The organism is Lysinibacillus sp. BNK-21, from assembly GCF_048684915.1.
GTDB lineage: Bacteria > Bacillota > Bacilli > Bacillales_A > Planococcaceae > Lysinibacillus > Lysinibacillus capsici.
In genome coordinates this window covers 277040-294171 of record NZ_JBLQTS010000001.1, presented here as the reverse complement: position 1 = coordinate 294171, position 17132 = coordinate 277040, and the positions used below count along the sequence as shown (strand labels likewise).

General features: G+C 36.8%; 19 protein-coding genes. 1 reads left to right on the top strand and 18 read right to left on the bottom strand.

Translation table 11 applies throughout. The annotated features are described in order from the left end of the window. Window positions 1-118: 118 nt before the first annotated feature. From sigB to acpS, 10 genes are all read right to left on the bottom strand, one after another. On the bottom strand, window positions 119-904 hold the full coding sequence (gene sigB / locus ACMGGO_RS01490; RefSeq protein ID WP_048394290.1) for an RNA polymerase sigma factor SigB: 786 nt from the start codon (window positions 902-904) through the stop codon (window positions 119-121). Next, window positions 882-1352, bottom strand: a complete 471-nt coding sequence (gene rsbW, locus ACMGGO_RS01485; RefSeq protein WP_016993413.1) for an anti-sigma B factor RsbW — start codon at window positions 1350-1352, stop codon at window positions 882-884. Before rsbW ends, sigB begins: the two co-directional genes overlap by 23 nt. Beyond that, window positions 1352-1684, bottom strand: coding sequence for an STAS domain-containing protein (locus ACMGGO_RS01480; protein ID WP_016993414.1), 333 nt, complete (start codon window positions 1682-1684; stop codon window positions 1352-1354). Before ACMGGO_RS01480 ends, rsbW begins: the two co-directional genes overlap by 1 nt. A gap of 63 nt (window positions 1685-1747) precedes the next feature. Beyond that, a complete protein-coding gene (locus tag ACMGGO_RS01475; RefSeq protein ID WP_048394289.1) occupies window positions 1748-2698 on the bottom strand; it encodes a PP2C family protein-serine/threonine phosphatase in 951 nt (316 codons plus the stop codon). A 58-nt stretch (window positions 2699-2756) separates the two neighbouring features. Next, window positions 2757-3158: an anti-sigma regulatory factor gene (locus tag ACMGGO_RS01470; protein ID WP_048394287.1), complete on the bottom strand. Its 402-nt coding sequence runs from the start codon at window positions 3156-3158 to the stop codon at window positions 2757-2759. 361 nt (window positions 3159-3519) lie between these two features. Next, window positions 3520-3870 (bottom strand): type II toxin-antitoxin system PemK/MazF family toxin, encoded by a 351-nt coding sequence (locus tag ACMGGO_RS01465; protein WP_004232054.1) that lies wholly within the window; start codon window positions 3868-3870, stop codon window positions 3520-3522. 4 nt (window positions 3871-3874) lie between these two features. Further along, the gene (locus ACMGGO_RS01460) at window positions 3875-4138 is read right to left on the bottom strand and encodes a hypothetical protein (RefSeq protein ID WP_004232053.1); all 264 of its coding nucleotides are present in this window, start codon (window positions 4136-4138) and stop codon (window positions 3875-3877) included. 301 nt (window positions 4139-4439) lie between these two features. Continuing rightward, the gene (alr, locus tag ACMGGO_RS01455; RefSeq protein WP_420281524.1) at window positions 4440-5561 is read right to left on the bottom strand and encodes an alanine racemase; all 1122 of its coding nucleotides are present in this window, start codon (window positions 5559-5561) and stop codon (window positions 4440-4442) included. Between the two features lie 178 nt (window positions 5562-5739). Beyond that, a complete protein-coding gene (locus tag ACMGGO_RS01450; protein ID WP_048394283.1) occupies window positions 5740-6798 on the bottom strand; it encodes a LolA family protein in 1059 nt (352 codons plus the stop codon). 124 nt (window positions 6799-6922) lie between these two features. Continuing rightward, a complete protein-coding gene (gene acpS / locus ACMGGO_RS01445) occupies window positions 6923-7276 on the bottom strand; it encodes a holo-ACP synthase (protein WP_048394281.1) in 354 nt (117 codons plus the stop codon). 65 nt (window positions 7277-7341) lie between these two features. Here acpS and ACMGGO_RS01440 point away from each other — a divergent pair, with 65 nt between their 5' ends. Next, entirely contained in the window at window positions 7342-7965 is a 624-nt protein-coding gene (locus ACMGGO_RS01440) for a rhomboid family intramembrane serine protease (protein ID WP_048394279.1), read from the top strand. A 60-nt stretch (window positions 7966-8025) separates the two neighbouring features. On the opposite strand, the gene ACMGGO_RS01435 is transcribed toward ACMGGO_RS01440, so the two are convergent. From ACMGGO_RS01435 to ACMGGO_RS01400, 8 genes are all read right to left on the bottom strand, one after another. Continuing rightward, window positions 8026-8601 carry a GNAT family N-acetyltransferase gene (locus ACMGGO_RS01435; RefSeq protein ID WP_374805683.1) on the bottom strand — a complete coding sequence of 192 codons (576 nt, stop codon included), beginning with the start codon at window positions 8599-8601 and terminating at the stop codon, window positions 8026-8028. Between the two features lie 111 nt (window positions 8602-8712). Beyond that, window positions 8713-10179, bottom strand: a complete 1467-nt coding sequence (locus ACMGGO_RS01430) for a PH domain-containing protein (protein WP_048394275.1) — start codon at window positions 10177-10179, stop codon at window positions 8713-8715. Next, complete coding sequence (locus ACMGGO_RS01425; protein ID WP_004232029.1) at window positions 10172-10651, bottom strand: PH domain-containing protein; 480 nt, start codon at window positions 10649-10651, stop codon at window positions 10172-10174. The genes ACMGGO_RS01430 and ACMGGO_RS01425 overlap by 8 nt, the downstream gene beginning before the upstream one ends. A 136-nt stretch (window positions 10652-10787) precedes the next feature. Then, the gene (locus tag ACMGGO_RS01420; protein ID WP_048394273.1) at window positions 10788-12311 is read right to left on the bottom strand and encodes a DEAD/DEAH box helicase; all 1524 of its coding nucleotides are present in this window, start codon (window positions 12309-12311) and stop codon (window positions 10788-10790) included. A gap of 352 nt (window positions 12312-12663) precedes the next feature. Next, window positions 12664-13356 carry an alpha/beta hydrolase gene (locus ACMGGO_RS01415; RefSeq protein WP_054549593.1) on the bottom strand — a complete coding sequence of 231 codons (693 nt, stop codon included), beginning with the start codon at window positions 13354-13356 and terminating at the stop codon, window positions 12664-12666. A gap of 75 nt (window positions 13357-13431) precedes the next feature. Next, a complete protein-coding gene (locus ACMGGO_RS01410) occupies window positions 13432-14799 on the bottom strand; it encodes a UDP-N-acetylmuramoyl-tripeptide--D-alanyl-D-alanine ligase (protein WP_305193595.1) in 1368 nt (455 codons plus the stop codon). An 11-nt stretch (window positions 14800-14810) separates the two neighbouring features. Then, window positions 14811-15890, bottom strand: coding sequence for a D-alanine--D-alanine ligase (locus ACMGGO_RS01405; RefSeq protein WP_048394267.1), 1080 nt, complete (start codon window positions 15888-15890; stop codon window positions 14811-14813). A gap of 223 nt (window positions 15891-16113) precedes the next feature. Continuing rightward, window positions 16114-16866 carry a hypothetical protein gene (locus ACMGGO_RS01400; RefSeq protein WP_048394266.1) on the bottom strand — a complete coding sequence of 251 codons (753 nt, stop codon included), beginning with the start codon at window positions 16864-16866 and terminating at the stop codon, window positions 16114-16116. Window positions 16867-17132 lie beyond the last annotated feature (266 nt).

The following is a 17132-nucleotide window of genomic DNA, read 5'->3' as shown; positions in this document are numbered from 1 at the left end:
CTTTTCATTTTACCATTACACTTTACTAAAAATGCAAAAAAATAGTCTACTCAGACGAATATGAGTAGACTATTTCCATTCATTTTAAAGGTATTTTTCATTAAACACCCACGAAAGATTAGAGCGAAACACTGCCACTTGCTAGAATAGCCTCTTGTAATTTCTTTATTGCTTTCCTTTGTATCCTCGATACATGCATTTGAGAAATCCCTAATCGTTCTCCAGCTTCTTTTTGACTAAGTTGCTCTAGATATGTAAGCTGAATAATTTGTTTTTCCCTCTCATTCAACACAACCAGCGCCTCTGAAACAATCATTCGTTTATTGGTCATTTCATAGCCATCGTCTTCCCTGCCCAAAATATCGAATAACGTGACTGTACTACCATCTGAGTCTGACTCTATCGAATGGTCCATAGAAAGAGCTTGATAACTACGGCTCATTTCCATAGCTTCTAGTACCTCTTCCTCTGCTACTTCTAATCGTTCAGCAATATCTTTAATGGATGGAGAACGCTGTAATTCAATTGTCAGCGCCTCCACAGTTGATTTAATCCTCGGCCCAAGTTCCTTTATACGTCTAGGTACATGCACATCCCATGTTTTATCACGTAAAAAACGTTTGATTTCCCCAACAATTGTTGGCACGGCAAAAGCTTCAAAACTACGACCAACATTCGGATCAAAACGTCTTATTGCACCTAACAATCCCAGCATCCCTACTTGAACAATATCATCATAATAAGATTTACCATTCGAATATTTACGAGCTATAGATTCAACTAGATATCGATAATGAATCACTAAATTGGTTTGTGCTTCATCATCCTCCGTTGACTGGTACAATTCAATCCACTTAAGTACATCTTCTTTAGATGAAGATTTATGTAGTGATTCTTTCGACATTTTTCTCCACCTGCTCCCTAGTGACATACTTTGTCATGAAGACAGTTACGCCACCATCGTTATTGATCATCACCTCATCCATCAAAGTTTCCATTAAATAAAGTCCCAAACCACCTTCTCTTAGCCCTGCAATACTTTCTTCAGGATGATACGGCCCAATCTTAGACTTAATCTCTTCAAAATTAAAACTATTGCCGTAATCCGCAATCATCATTTCCATTTTATTGTCATACAGCGCACACCCGATGACAATTTCACCCTCTTCTTCGTCTTTATAAGCATGGTGAACAACATTTGTCACAGCCTCACTTGCTGCAATTTTTAAATCTTCAATATCATCATAATTAAAACCAATCCTACTCGCTAAGCCCGAGACAGTTAATCGAATGACACTGACAAATTGCGGTTTAGCAGGAACTCTTATTTCAATATAGTCAAATTCCTTCATTATCTTAATTCCACCTTTTTATCAGTTTCGATATCCATCAAATCACTAAGACCAGTAATTTCAAATAATCTTTGTAACCTATTCGATAAACCAACGAGCTTTACTTTACCATTTTCACGTAATGCTCTTTTATAAAAGGCAACAAAAATCCCAAGTCCTGTACTATCCATGTAATTTACCTTTGATAGATCAAGCTCAATTTCTAAACCCTCTGTAATCTTTACAGCTTCTAATTCGTCTCGTAATCCTGAAGCAGTAAACGTATCAATCTCACCCTCAACAAAGCCAAATAATTTATGATCAATTTCTTTAAAATGTATCGTTACGTCCATATAGCACACCTCCACCATATTTGTTAGACTATTTTCTCTACCCTGTTCAATTTAAACTTAAACCTATTTTTTTAAAATAACTACAGTAAAATCATCAAATAGTTTAAAATTTTGCACTCTCTCTATTTCCTTATAAAGGAGCTGACACAATTGCTGGGCAGATAAATGTCTATTTTCTTTTATTAAAGTTGTGATTACCTCTCGCGAATTTAATTCTTCTTTCACTCTAAATTCTGTCACACCGTCGGTCATCATAATAATCAAATCATTCTCTTCTAACACAATTTCATGAAACGTATAGTTTGTTTCAGACAATACACCCAATAGTAAACCTTTAGCCTCTAAGGTAAAGAACTGATCGTTCTTTGCACTATAATGTAAAGCTGGTTCATGGCCTGCCGAAGCATAAGAAAAAATGTTTTGCTCTACATCTAAGCAGCCATAAAACATCGAAACAAACATACTGTCATCCACACCTTTTTCTATTACCCTATTAATAACTTCTAAAACATATGAGGGATCTTTATATGCATATACTAATGTTTCAAGTCCATATTTCACCATCGACATACATAAAGCAGCAGGAACTCCTTTACCGACAACATCTGTCACAGCCACACTCAAATATTCTTCTCCATCATGAAAAAAATGTACATAATCGCCGTTCATTTTTCGAATAGGTACTGAAATCATACCTATATCAATATTTTGCATATTCGGCACATAAGTTTTCAACAATGTTTTTTGGATGTTTGTCGCTATTTTCATTTCCATTTCATATTCAGCTTGCTTTTGAAGTAAACTTTGATGCTCTCTATGTGCCATTCCATAATGCACCATTACTTCAATCAAAAAATCATAAGCAGGCTGTGATTCGTTCATTTGATTCGGAAATATTTGTTCTACAGCATTTTTATGAATGCTAATAACATCCTCGGGAGAGATATTTTTTTGAATTAACTGACGTGTGAAGTTCTGAGCGATATATAAATTTCTTTCTGTTTGGTTGACCATATAATCTGCTAATATTTTTTTATACTGAGCTTCTAATTGTTTCAGTTTTCTTCACGTCCTAACGCAACCATTTTTCCGCTCTTATCGTTGTTCCCTCTCCAACGACAGATTGAATATCTAAACTATCCATCAATCGTTTAACACCTGGCAAACCAGCACCTAGCCCCCCCGAGGTGGAATAACCATCCTCCATTACTTTACGAACATCTTTAATACCAGGCCCTTGATCTGTTGCAACAACAACTATTTTCTTTTCAGTATCTGCTTCAACCCTTTCAATTGCTATGATACCTATACTTGCATATAAATAAATATTTCGTGCTAATTCACTAATTGCTGTGGTGATGCGGGCTTGATCAACAGTGCCAAATCCAAGTGCTTTTGCTTCATTGCGCCCCAGTTGTCTAGCTGCAACAATATCCCACTCTGTAATAATTTCAACCGAAGACCTATATGTCACTGCTGTCCCTCCATTTCCTTTGGAGTTATACTCTTACACTTTTATTCAAACTGCTTGCCATCATTTAAAATGAATGAATTGCCTCTATAAATGGAATATTCTATGTAAATTTTCATATACCTTTTAAGAATTTTTTCAAAAATCTATTTTTATTAAAAATCTTGTGTATATCTTAAAGCTTTTTGTAACATTTATCAATTACACCTTAGCTTAATTATTTCAGGTACTTCATCTTTCGTAGCAAAATCGTTCGTTGAGCAAGATCTATCGTAATTCAAATTATGGTAAAGACATTTCAAGGATATAAGACAAAAAAGCATCGAGATATCATAATCTCGATGCTTCTATACACATATGTATATCAAAATTTAACTAGACCTAAACTAATCATCAACGCACCATCAACTTTTTCCATCACAGCATGATCCAGTTGCGTAATACGATCCGTCAATCTTGACTTATCAATTGTCCGCACTTGTTCTAGCAAAATAACCGAATCACGTTCAAAACCATACTTTTCAGCATTGATTTCAACGTGTGTCGGTAACTTTGCCTTTTGAATCTGTGCAGTGATAGCTGCGATGATGACAGTCGGACTAAATCGATTGCCAATATCATTTTGAATAATCAGCACCGGCCTAGTGCCTCCTTGTTCAGAACCTATTACCGGTGATAAGTCTGCAAAAAAAACGTCACCACGTTTTACATTCAAAGTGTCATCCCCCGCTAACGAGACGCTCCACCATATGTTGTGCTTCATACTCTGCATGCAAGCATTCGCTCGCAATCATTAAATTAATATGAGACATTTCAACATATCCTTTAATCATAGCTTCCCGTATTTGATTTGGTTGCTCCTGCATTAAATTTTTGCGCGCCAAAATACGCACAAAAGATTCACCTTCAATTACTTCCTTTGTTTGTAGAAATAGTCTGTCTTGAACAGCAATTGTAGCTTCTCTTAACTTTTTCTCGTACACAGCAAGCACCTCCAACGGAACCATACACTTTTCATTACTTCCCATTCTATCATTGAAAGATATTGTTGAAAAGACATGAAATGACAAAATATCTGACAATTTGAAGTACAAATTGTAAAAATATGTTGGTTGTCGAAGGTATATGCTGAATAATTATTATTGCAATGTGTTTTCAAATATGAGCCATTACTATGTTTTGGAAAAGAAATAAGTTCTCCAGTGCTAATTTATTTACCAAATTCAACTTGGAACATTGCTCATGACATTACATTGAGATTTGACTTATTCTAATGAAAGACAACTAAAGATATGTTCTAGGAACTCTTGTTGTTATAATGCATGGTATTTCATAATTAATTGTTTCGAGCTTTGTTGCCCATTCATCGATCGATACTCCAGTATTTCCTTGTCGACCAATGAGTGTTACCTTCTCACCTATATCATATGCTTTTGGTAGGGCAACCATACATTGGTCCATACAAATTCGTCCAACAATCGGCATTCTTTGTCCATCAATTAAAACCTCTTGTCCACCTAACTTGCGAATCACGCCATCTGCATAGCCAATTGGAATTGTTCCTATCCACATATCTGTCGGAGCAACATATGTAGCTCCATAGCCAACTGGATCACCTGATTTTATTTGCTTTACATGAACAAGTTCACTTTCAAGCGAGAACGCTGGTAACAAGGGAAAAGGTAATATACTTTTCACATATGAAGAAGGTGATAATCCATACATCGAAATACCAAATCTAACAGCATCATATTGTAAATGCGGATCTTTTACTAATGAGGCGGCTGTATTAGATGCATGAACAAGTCGCGGCTTATTAGGTATTACAGCTAAACATTTCTCAAAAAATTGTACCTGTTGATCAAAATGTAGCGTATCCTCTTCATCAGCTGTCGCAAAGTGTGTAAATATTCCATCCAGCTCCATGTTATCTGCAGACTGTATTGTTTGATAGAGCTCTAATAATTCCTGCTCTGAGCGAATACCTATTCTACCCATTCCGCTATCTATTTTTATATGAAGTCGTAAAGGAAGCGCTTCATCCACTAAAAGAGAAGCAGCTTGCTGAATCCAATCATCGGCAAATGCCGTAAGTATAATACGTTGCTGCGCTGCATAAGGAGCAAACGAAACTGGAGATGCACCTAATATTAATATGTCTGGTTCTTCAAAATGTGCTCGAATATGTAATGCCTCATCGGGCGTTGCCACTGCAAGTACTGTGGCACCAGCTTCAAGAGCTGCCCGTGCAACGGCTACATCTCCATGACCATACGCATTTGCTTTTACTACAGCGATAATTTGAACATTAGGTCGTAAAAATTCTTTTAAGTTTTTTACATTTTGTTGAATTGCTTGTAAGTCTATTATTGCTTTTGTTGGACGAAAAAACTGCTGTGTCTTCATAAGAATACCCTCTTTATTTTTAATTAAAACATTATGTAGGACATACATATTGCAAAGTATGTCGATTTAGCTTGTACACACAAAGTTTTAGTTTTCGGATGAGCCTATACTTTATAGGTTCATTTTAATTATCAATAAGCTACAGCCTCCGTATTCCAGAAGGCTGTAGCCAGAAAAGTTACTTCATACTACTTATCGTCATAGATGTAGCAACTTCAATCATTTCTTCTCGCGTTAATTTACTTGATGCTACAAAGAATTCAACGCCATCTTTTTCCCAACTAATTGATGTATCTGTAATAGCACCAATTGTATAGCCTAAATCAACTGGATCACCAGGTGACGATACAGGTAACATTGAATTTTCCTTCATTACTGGTTGCTGCATAACAGTAAATGCCTTCTCACCATCGTATGTTAAGATTACTCGTTCCATTCCACTTTCCTGCACAACTTTTTCATTCGCTAATTGTGCCCAATTTACAACAGGATAATGTGTTTGGAATTCTTGATATTCAACTTCTGCTCCAACAGCTTCCTTATCCTCATTATCTTCTTGCCCTTCTTTTTCGGCAGGTGTAGCTTGTTCACCTTTCGTGTTATCTTTATCAGTGAATTGTTCAACTGCATACTCTTTTGCAGCATGTTGTACACCTAGCTTAATTTTCTTAAATGTGATTTTGATTTGCTCTTCTTTCACATCATTCATAATAACTACTGAGGTTGGCAATAAAGTTTTCTTATCTACTGTTATAACCTGATGTGGCATACTGTTCTTATAGCTATTTCTAGTAGCCGCTTCAAATATATATGCTTTTTCTTCTTCTTTCATGACAAGATTTTTATCTTCTGCTAAATCTTCTGCTAGCGCTCCAATTAGGTATGCCTGACTATTTTTCTTTGGCCAATCACTTTGGAATTTATACATTTTGTTTAATGTCGGTGTTACGACAAAAACACCATCAGCATTACGTACAATCATTTGAGAAACATCTTTCCCACTTTCAACTACTTCTACTCGATAGAAATCAGGTTTTGTGTGCCATACTGTTACATCATAATTTCTAGGTTCCCCACCCGATTTAATTTCCATCGATGCATTTAATTCATAACCATTCGTCTCTGCCCATTTACCATTCACTTTCTTCAACACTTTTTCCTGTGAGGCTGCACCACATGCCGACAGAAGTAATATCGTACAAAGTAAGACGAGCCATTTAACTATACGGTTGCCCACGCTTTCACCCTTTCTTCTTTCAAATCCACTACGACAATATATGAACCGTATTTGTCAGTTATGTCATTTGAAGAAAGGGCAATATATTTAAATTTACATGCAATCCTTTTAGACAAGTTAAGTACTATTCTAATAAGATTACTTGAGCAGCTGCGTATTGCTTAGAATGCGTAATACTAACAAATCCATTGACAAGTTCATCCTTAAAATATAAAACAGGATTGCCAGCTGCTCCTTTTAACACTTCCAAATCATGAAGCTTACATTGTTCCCCGAGCCCTGTTCCCAGAGCCTTCGAAAACGCTTCTTTTGCAGCAAATCGCCCAGCTAAAAATTCTATTTTGCGAGTTTCCGAATAACCATCAAATATTTTTTTTTCATTTATCGTTAAAATGCGGTCTTTAAATTTATCTGTTCGTTTCATAGCCTTTGCAATACGATCAATCTCTACAATATCGAGGCCAATTCCCTTAATCATGTGAACCTTCTCCTTTACCTATTTCCAACAAGGCATGTATAATAATTGTAAATTGAGGTGGAGCCATGTTTAGTAGAACGGAAAATTTTAAGCAATATACAAAGTATTACCCTGTTGTTTCAACTTTAATAGCAATAAATCTTACTCTTTATGTATTGTCTCTCATACCCAGCATAGGAACACTCTTGTGGAATTATGGAATCCAAGCAAATTTCCTGATTCAAAGTGGTGAATGGTGGCGTGTTTTCTCTGCCATGTTTTTACATGCAGGTTTTATGCATGTGTTTTTTAATATGTTTTCCTTATATCTCTTTGGACCAGAGCTAGAAAAAATCGCAGGGAAAGCACGTTTCATTACAATTTATTTAGTATCAGGTATTGTAGGCAACATGGCAACCTATATATTCTATGATAGTAGTTATGCGAGCCTTGGTGCAAGTGGGGCTATTTTTGGAATTTTTGGTGCATTTGGGGCATTAGTTTACTATACTCGACGTACAATGCCCATGCTTCGTAAGCTCATTTTACCAATCATCGTCATCAGTGTCATTATGACCTTTCTCCAACCAAATGTGAATGTCTTTGCTCATTTAGGCGGTTTAGTAACCGGATTTATCCTTGGACTTGTCTATTTACATCCAAAAAGAATTTTAAGTTGGCGCAAACAAAAGATGGCTGGTAGACCATAACATTAAAAAGAGGAGCTGCTCACCTATAGAGCAGCTCCTCTTTCCTTACAATGACCTCCATTATAAAACCACTGTAGCTTCATTTGACATCTTTATTTTTTTCCATTCAGTTGCTGTTAAACCATAAACAACCTGATCTACGTAGTGATCATATAGCCACTCAGCATCCCTTAAACGCTCTTCTTCATGAAAGCCCAATACCTTTGGGATTGTACGACTACGAATATTACCAACTGCAACACGCACTTCTATACGATTTAACTTCAAATAATTAAAGGCAAAATCAATCAATGCTTTCATGGAATTCGTAACGAGCCCCTTTCCTACAAATTCATTCCCTAGCCAGTAGCCAATACTTGTCCATTTATGTTGCCAGTTAATTTGGTGATAACCAATAACACCCGCAAGCTTTCCATCATAGTAAATCCCTGCTTGTATGCCATTGTGATCAGCATATTGTTGCATAGCATTTTTTACGAATTGCTCAGTATCCTTTACTGTTTTGACATCATCTACAAAGGGCAACCATTCACGTAATGTATCCCTTGAACGGTCAGTTAAAGCGAATAACTCTTCTACATCACTTAAATCCAAAAGCTTTAAATAAGCGCTTTCATTAATGTCATATTTAAACAATGTCTCCACCCCTTTTGTTCTATTTATTTTATTATAAACAGCATCTCTATTTATTTATAGTTAAAAAAGCTAATCCTTCCATAAAATTGAAAGGATTAGCTTTTTAGTTCATTAATGTTCGTACCATGTTAAGATCGTCTCGGCATCTTGTTGCTCTAAGCTGGAAACACTCCCCGTTGTACCAGTTGCTCCTGACATGACGGTTGCTTTTACAGACATAACATTCTTTCTTTTTTGAAAGTACGATTGTGTACTTTCAATAGATTGAATTCGCTTCTTCTCCATGATTAACGTAATTCGACTAAACACTCGATACTGCATAGCCAGTTGCTTGCCATCTATTTGATAGCCTGCTGTTTTATGTTGCCAAATACCAAGTAACATTGTTAATGGAATTAACAGCAACGACAATAGCCCGTATGGATAAAAGAAATAGATAGATGCACCGATAATCGGAACTAGCCAGAAAAAATCAATGCGATAAAAAAATGGTCTTGCCCTTTTTGGTGAGCGAGTAAATGTAGGCTGCCAATTCATTTCTGGGAAAAGCTGTTCTAATGTTTGCATACAATCCGGCTTCTTAATAAGTGGAAATAGCGTAATTTTTTTATCATTTCCATTTTCACCATTACCACCAGCACTTTCAACAACCACTGTAGCATAGCCTGTTAACTGACGTAGTGGATTTTCCACAATACGAATTGCCTGAATTCGATTCAACGGCAAAGTAATACGCTTTTTTTCTAACAGTCCCTTTGTGATAATCAACTTTTCTTCCTCAATGCGGACAGTGTAATCATAATAATTTATCAGTGTGATGACCACTGATACAATCCAAGCAACAATTAAAACAACCATCACCGTCAATGCCACTAAAAATGCGCCGATTTTCACGAAATCAGCTAACTCATGAAATACAGTTTCATAAGGAATAATGTCGGAAAATTGTGAAGCAACGGCTGCAAGACCTGATAACACAACACCAATTCCACCAGATGTTGTTGCTAATACTAGTAAATCTCGCATGGACATATGGTAAATCATCGGAGTTGGTATAGCTTCCTCTACAACCTGCATTTGATCCTGTTGTTGAACTGCTTCGTTTTTAGCATGACGCATTTCTAATTCAATAACATCTGCTGCTGCTTTGCGAATGGCTGTCAGCTCAACCTCAGGTTTTCCCCCTTTACTACCAGCAGTCTCCACCTGAACTTTCACTAAACCAAAAATACGATGAAAAACACCTTCATTGTAATTCAAACTTTGAATACGTTCAAAAGGGATATAACGTTTCTTTTTAACAAATAATCCATATGTCACACGCAACTCCCCATCTTCAAACCAGTAAACAAATGTCCGCCACTTTATGATTCCTCCCACGAGCGCAAGAAGTGCTGCTACTCCCCATACACCGAAAAGTAAAATGGTTTCAAAAAAATGATCACTACGAAAATTCAAAGAAAAATTAAAGCCGTTACTTATGATAATAATGGCAATTGGTAATATCATACTTTTCAATGCTTTTACACTCGTTATAATTGCAGACACTGGGTGTAAACGATTAATTTCCTTAGACATCATCTTCAGCCACCCTTGCTAAATCAGAAATACGCGCACGCAGTACGTCTGCTTCATCCATAACAAGTGCAGGAATCGTATGTACAGTTGCAGCTGTAGAAATAGAGATATTACCTAAGTCGTATTTTTTTAATATCGGCCCTTGTGTTGTATCAACATGTTGCACACGTACCATTGGAATTAATGTGCGTTTCACAACAAATAAACCATGTTGTACTTCGATTTCATGCTCTCGAACTTCATAGCGCCATCTTTCCCATCTTATTTTCGGGAAAATAAAAATAGATAATATCGCACTTAGTAAAACAATTGCACATGCTATGAAGTAAATAAATGAAGGCCATTCAAAATAATAAGTACCATAGCTTACAAGTCCTGCTACAACTAACAGCACCAATGTTTGTATGACTCCATATAAACGCCACACGGTTAGCCCTTTACGAGAAATTTGATGAATCGGTTGTGCTCTCATTGTCGTTCCCCCTCTTTCTTCATTAGGTGTATACGAATTCACTCACCTTTTTGTTTCAACTATAGCCGAAAAAAAACCTTACAGCCATCATGACTGTAAGGTTTACTGTAAAAAATTAAGTGTATTTCGTCTAAAATTATCCTTCGTGACGTCTTGGAGAACGAGAACGACCTTGTCCACCTTCACGACGTCCGCCTTCACGGCGTCCACCCTCTCGACGGCTACTGCTACTGCGACGCTCTCCACTGCGAGCATTGTCACGACGTCCGCCGCCAAAGCCACGGTTACCACGGCCACGATCACCGCCACCACGGTTATTGCTAGAACGTTCACGACGCATTGGTAATGGACGTTCTTCTGTGATTGTTACTGGTGTATCGTCTGGCTCTCTCGTTAATGAACGCAGAGCAGCTGCAACAACATCAACAGCATCATGATTGTCTAATAATTCTGCTGCAAGTGTACGGTAATCACCTAAATTGTTATTAGCAATAAGACCTTCCAGTGTTTCAACAGCTAAGCGTTGTTGACCTTCTAATGCTTCGTCCGTTGTTGGTGGGCGAAGAGGTGTCATACGTTTTTTCGTAGTTTCTTCTACAATACGTAAGTAACCCATTTCACGTGGTGTTACAAATGTTACGGCAAGACCTGATTTACCCGCACGACCTGTACGTCCAATACGGTGAACATATGATTCAGGATCTTGAGGAATATCAAAGTTATAAACGTGTGTCACACCAGAAATATCAAGTCCACGAGCGGCTACATCTGTCGCAACAAGGATATCGATTTTATTTTCTTTAAACTGGCGTAATACTGAGATACGCTTCGCTTGGCTTAAATCACCATGAATACCTTCAGCTAAATAGCCACGAATAGATAGGGCCTGTGCAAGCTCATCTACACGACGTTTTGTACGACCAAAAATAATAGCTAGCTCTGGTTGGTGAACGTTTAATAAACGAGATAAAACATCGAATTTTTCACGTTCAGCAGACTTAACAAAATATTGATCAATATTATCAACAGTTAGTTCTTTAGCTTTAATTTTTACAATCTCTGGATCACGCATAAATGTTTCTGCAATTTTACGGATTGCTGGTGGCATCGTTGCTGAGAACAGTAATGTTTGGCGCTCAGAAGGTACGTTTTCTAAGATTGAATTAATATCATCGATAAAGCCCATGTTTAACATTTCGTCTGCTTCATCCAATACTAATGTTTGAACATCTTCTAATTTTAACGTACGACGATTAATATGATCAATAATACGACCTGGCGTACCAACAATGATTTGAGGTCTATTTTTCAGTGCACGAATTTGACGGCCTATTTCTTGACCACCGTATACTGATAATAATTTTACGCGTTTGTCATAGCCAATTTTATAAAGCTCTTCTGAAACTTGAATCGCTAACTCACGAGTTGGAGCAATGACTAATGCTTGAATATTAGGGTTTTTTGGATCGATTTTTTCAATTAGTGGAATCCCGAAAGCGGCAGTTTTACCAGTACCTGTTTGTGCTTGACCTAATACATCACGGCCTTCAATCGCAAAACGAATAGTACCTTCTTGGATTGGTGTTGCTTCTTCAAATCCCATACGCTTAACTGAGCGTAAAGTAGATTCGCTAATATTTAATTCTGAAAAATTTGTCAAACTTCTCAATCTCCTTTTTTTCCTTTTAAGTTGACAAATGGTTACATTTTCAGATGAAGTTGTCGGCAAATTCGAGCCTGTGTAGTGGAACGTTTCCGTTACTTAAAAATTTTCTCTACATGATAGTCCATATAGAGCTCTCTTATATGAAAAGGAAAGCCCGGTCTTTACCGAGCGGTTCGATTCTGTCGTAATTTTTCACTTTAGAATAAAACCGTTGTGTTCAAAAAAAAGTACTCTTCAACCAAATATGAAGAGTCTTCGCACAAAATGTATCCATTGCTTACACTAGTCTAACATGGCTTTAAATCCTATGCAACGATAACGCATGAGTCGTAATAATCTGACTACTTTATTTACCTTTTAAAAACATTAAAACCTGTGGAAACCATTCAGAGCAATCTTCCTCAAAACATATATGGTGCTTGCCATTATCAGAAAAATACAAAACCTTGTCTGTAGAGGCTAATTCATCAAAAAGAAATTGAGCCGTATGATAAGGCACTATCCCATCCAACTTCCCCTGCACAATATATACAGGAATTTGAATATGCCGATAATATGGCTCCACCATTCTTACCAACTTCATAAATTCTACTGTTGAGGCAAGTGGCACATTGTTAAACTTCTGATGGTATCGTAGATAGAGTTCGTTATTAGTTAAATTATGGTGATAGGCTTCAGTAGCTAACATTTTAAAATCTTTGACTAGCTGTTTAGGGCTCACATACTTTGCAGCAGCACTTAGTAATACAAGCTTTTTCACTTTATAGCGTTTAGCTAAATATAGCGCTATAATTCCTCCCATTGAAAAGCCAACAACGATTACCTCGTCAACTTTTTTTGCCAACGATCGGAAAGCTAATTCGGCATCCATTAACCAGTGTTTCGCCTTAAAACCACTCATATGTAATTCTTCACCATGTCCAGACAATGTTGGCTCTTCAATTATCCAATCTGTATGTGAACGTAAATAACTTGTGAATGGCTTCACCTCATATGGTCCACCTGAAAATCCATGAATACATAGTACACCTACTGACAAATTCTTCACCTCATTTAACAAAGATAAACCTACACAAATAAATCGGTGAGCGTTTCTCTCACCGATTCATTGCTACTATGACGTAAATGCCTTTAAGATTGTCTCTAATTTCATACCACGTGAACCTTTAAGTAAAACAATAGATGATTCATTCGCTTGTTTTAGCTTTTCAATAATAGCCGTATAATCATCTTCTGTATACAATAAACGTTCAGCCTCAAAGCGCTCTTTTAATATTTTGTAAAGATATAGCATCCGAGGGCCAAACAAACAGACATAATCAATTTCATCCTCATTAATATGCTCAGCCAGACCCTCATGGAAACGTTGCTCATTTGGTCCAAGCTCTAGCATATCTCCTAACACAAGCCATTTTTCAGGTCGAATAGTTGATGTAGCCATAAATTGAATGGCAGCTTTTACAGAGGTTGGAGCTGCATTATAGGCATCATTGATAAATAGAGCGCCATTCGTTCCTAGTACCTGTTGCATCCTCATATCAGTTAATACGACATGCTCTAAGGATGTACGTATTTGTTCATTGCTTAAACCTAGCTTATGAGAAATTAACATGGCCACAAGTGTATTTTTTACTTGATGCTTGCCAAGCACTGAAATAAAGAAATCACCCTCGATCATACCGTGTGTAGTGAAGTTGCTGCCATCAGCGTTAGCATGAATATTGTCAGCGTATAAAAGATTATTGGATTCTAACCCGAACGGCACTGACTGTAATTGCTGTTCTTTTGACACTAATTCCTTGAGCAAAGGTTCATCACCATCATAGAATAATAGACCATCTTCTTGCATTCCTTGAATAATTTCAAACTTAGCTTTTGCAATACCTGCACGTGACCCCAAATCCTGCATATGGGCCTCACCAATGTTGGTAATAACCGTCATATGTGGACGAGCAAGCTTCGTTAAAAACTCAATTTCACCAAATCCACTCATGCCCATCTCAAGGACAGCCACATCTGTATCTTCATCAAGCTGTAAGATAGTAATAGGCAAGCCCAATTGATTATTAAAGTTCCCGATCGTTTTTTGTACTTTAAAGAATGGAGCTAGTGTTCCCGCTAAAATATCCTTTGTTGATGTCTTACCATTTGAACCTGTAATGCCTATAAATTTTGCTTTATGTTCATTACGATATGCTCTAGCCATTTCTTGCAAAGCTAATTCTGGATCATCCACAAACAACAACGGGTAACCTTCTGGTGGATTCGGCTCATCCTTTTGCCAAAGAGAAGCTCCGGCACCTTTCTCAAATGCCTGCATTACAAACTTATGCCCATTTGTATGCTCACCACGAAATGGAACAAATAGGTCTCCTTGTTGAATTGTTCTTGTATCAATAGAAATTCCTGACACAACAGTGTCACCCAAAGCCGCCATATCCTCATTTAACCATGCAGCTAATTGTTTTAAAGTTTTTTTCACGATAATCCCACTCAGTCTTTTTTATAGTGAAGCTGTTGTTTTTCTTCATAGCGTTCAATTGCTAGGGTAATTAAACGGTCAATCAGCTCTGGATAACTCACATCTGTATGCTGCCATAATAATGGATACATACTTACAGGCGTAAAACCTGGCATTGTGTTTACTTCATTAATGTAAACGTTATTTTCAGTTGTTACAAAAAAGTCCGCACGAACTAAGCCGCTACCATCTATAGCCTTAAATGCACGCTTTGCCAGTTCTTTTAAGCTTGCCACAGTTTCTACTGGAAGCTCAGCTGGAATAATAAGTGCTGTAGAACCGTCCTTATATTTAGAATCATAATCATAAAAATCAGTAACGGGTTTAATTTCTCCTGGCACTGATACTTCAGGATAGTCATTTCCTAACACCGCTAGTTCAACTTCACGAGCGACAATTCCCTGTTCAACAACGATTTTACGATCATATTGTAAAGCAACCTCAATTGCTTTTACCAATTGCTCGCGATCTGTTGCCTTGCTAATCCCAACACTTGACCCTAAGTTTGCAGGCTTCACAAACATTGGCCAATTCAGGTTATTTTCACAGCGTTCAATGATTGCGTGTTGCTCATTCTTCCACTCACTACGAATAAAATACGTATAGGGCACTTGAGGTAATCCAGCAATTTCAAATAATTGCTTCATTACCACTTTATCCATTCCAGCAGAGGATGCCAATACACCATTTCCTACATACGGTAAATTTAGAACCTCAAGTAAACCTTGCACTGTTCCATCCTCACCATTCGTACCATGTAACAATGGGAAAATGACATCAAACTTTACCTCATTGCCATTTTTATCAAGCAAAAAATCAGTGATATTATTTTCTAAAATTGTAGTATTATCACCAAATTGTAGTTCTTCTATTGCACTGACGGGTTTTTCTAAACGCTCTCCACGGCGCCATTCCCCGTCAGTTGTAATGAAAATCGGATATACTTCATACTCCTCGAAATTCAAAGCTCCTGTGACTGCACGTGCTGTCGATAACGACACTTCGTGCTCCGCTGACTTTCCGCCGTATAATAAACCGATTCTTTTTTTCATTTTTGTGCCCTCCACATACTTCTTGAGTACTATTAGTTTATCATGAAACGTCTTGACAAATGACATAAAAATCTCACCGTATTTTTAACGGTGAGATTTTGCGTGTACATTTCTTCGATTATGCCCCAGCATCAATACTTCCTGCTATTAAATTGTACAGGAATAATGCAACATAAATATTGTCTACCAACATCTTAGTTCTTTGATTGCGTCACCATGAAGTTTAAATAATATAGATTAATTCATCATGCTCTGTTTTTAAAATCGTATTTAAGTCATCCCAAACTTCGTCAGGAAAAGAATATTCAGACAGATTGCGAACTTCTATTCCATACGCTACTTTTGGTTTCTCAATCCGATACAAAGATAGTAACGCTCCATCTTTCGCAAAGGATCGGTAAGAACGTAAAAAATCTGGTGATATAGCAGGAATACTCGCTTTTACTTTTCGACGCCAAAATCCAGTGCTGCGTTCCTTTTCACGAATTAAACTATTAAAAACATTGGCAACCAATAAATCCGAATCACTTAAATGACGAAAATAAATTTTAGTCATTTTCTCTAAGTCTGAAGAATAATAGACGAATCTATTTTGTAATTTATTAAAAAATGCTGACGTAATTGGTTCTTTCTTGTGACTTATGTACAGCAATTCTCCTTGTTCCATCGGTGTTAAATGATCTAGCCTCTTCTCGTCCATAAAATCTACCCAGCATAATTCTTTAGATTCAGCAGATTTTTTCACAAAACGAGGAACATCTTCTTCTAATACATATTCAAATTGTGTATGCATATTAAAAGAACCGTCTTCATAGGAATGTTTTAATAACAGTAAGTGATGTAGTGGTTCAAGTGCAGCCACAAATTGCGAGAATTTTAACCCGCTAAATATAACAAATTTATCGACATCATTCATATGAACATAAATATGATACATAAAATCATCAGCTGACTTTAATTTTTTAGCCACAACCATCACCCCATTCTTCACTACATTATAAGACTAAACATGATTTTTTTGAAACATTTTATGTTAATTGTCGTCACTACTATATACGCAGGCATAAAAGTAATTTTTGCGTTATAATTAGGAATGTTAAACATGCATTTGCATATAAAGTTTAGATTACTCAATGAGTTCAAGTATTTGCTTAAAATTCCATTGACAATATTCAAAGCAAATTGCAAGCTTATCAATAGATATGAGCTATTTTCACACCACTGCTGGTTATTAATTTGCTT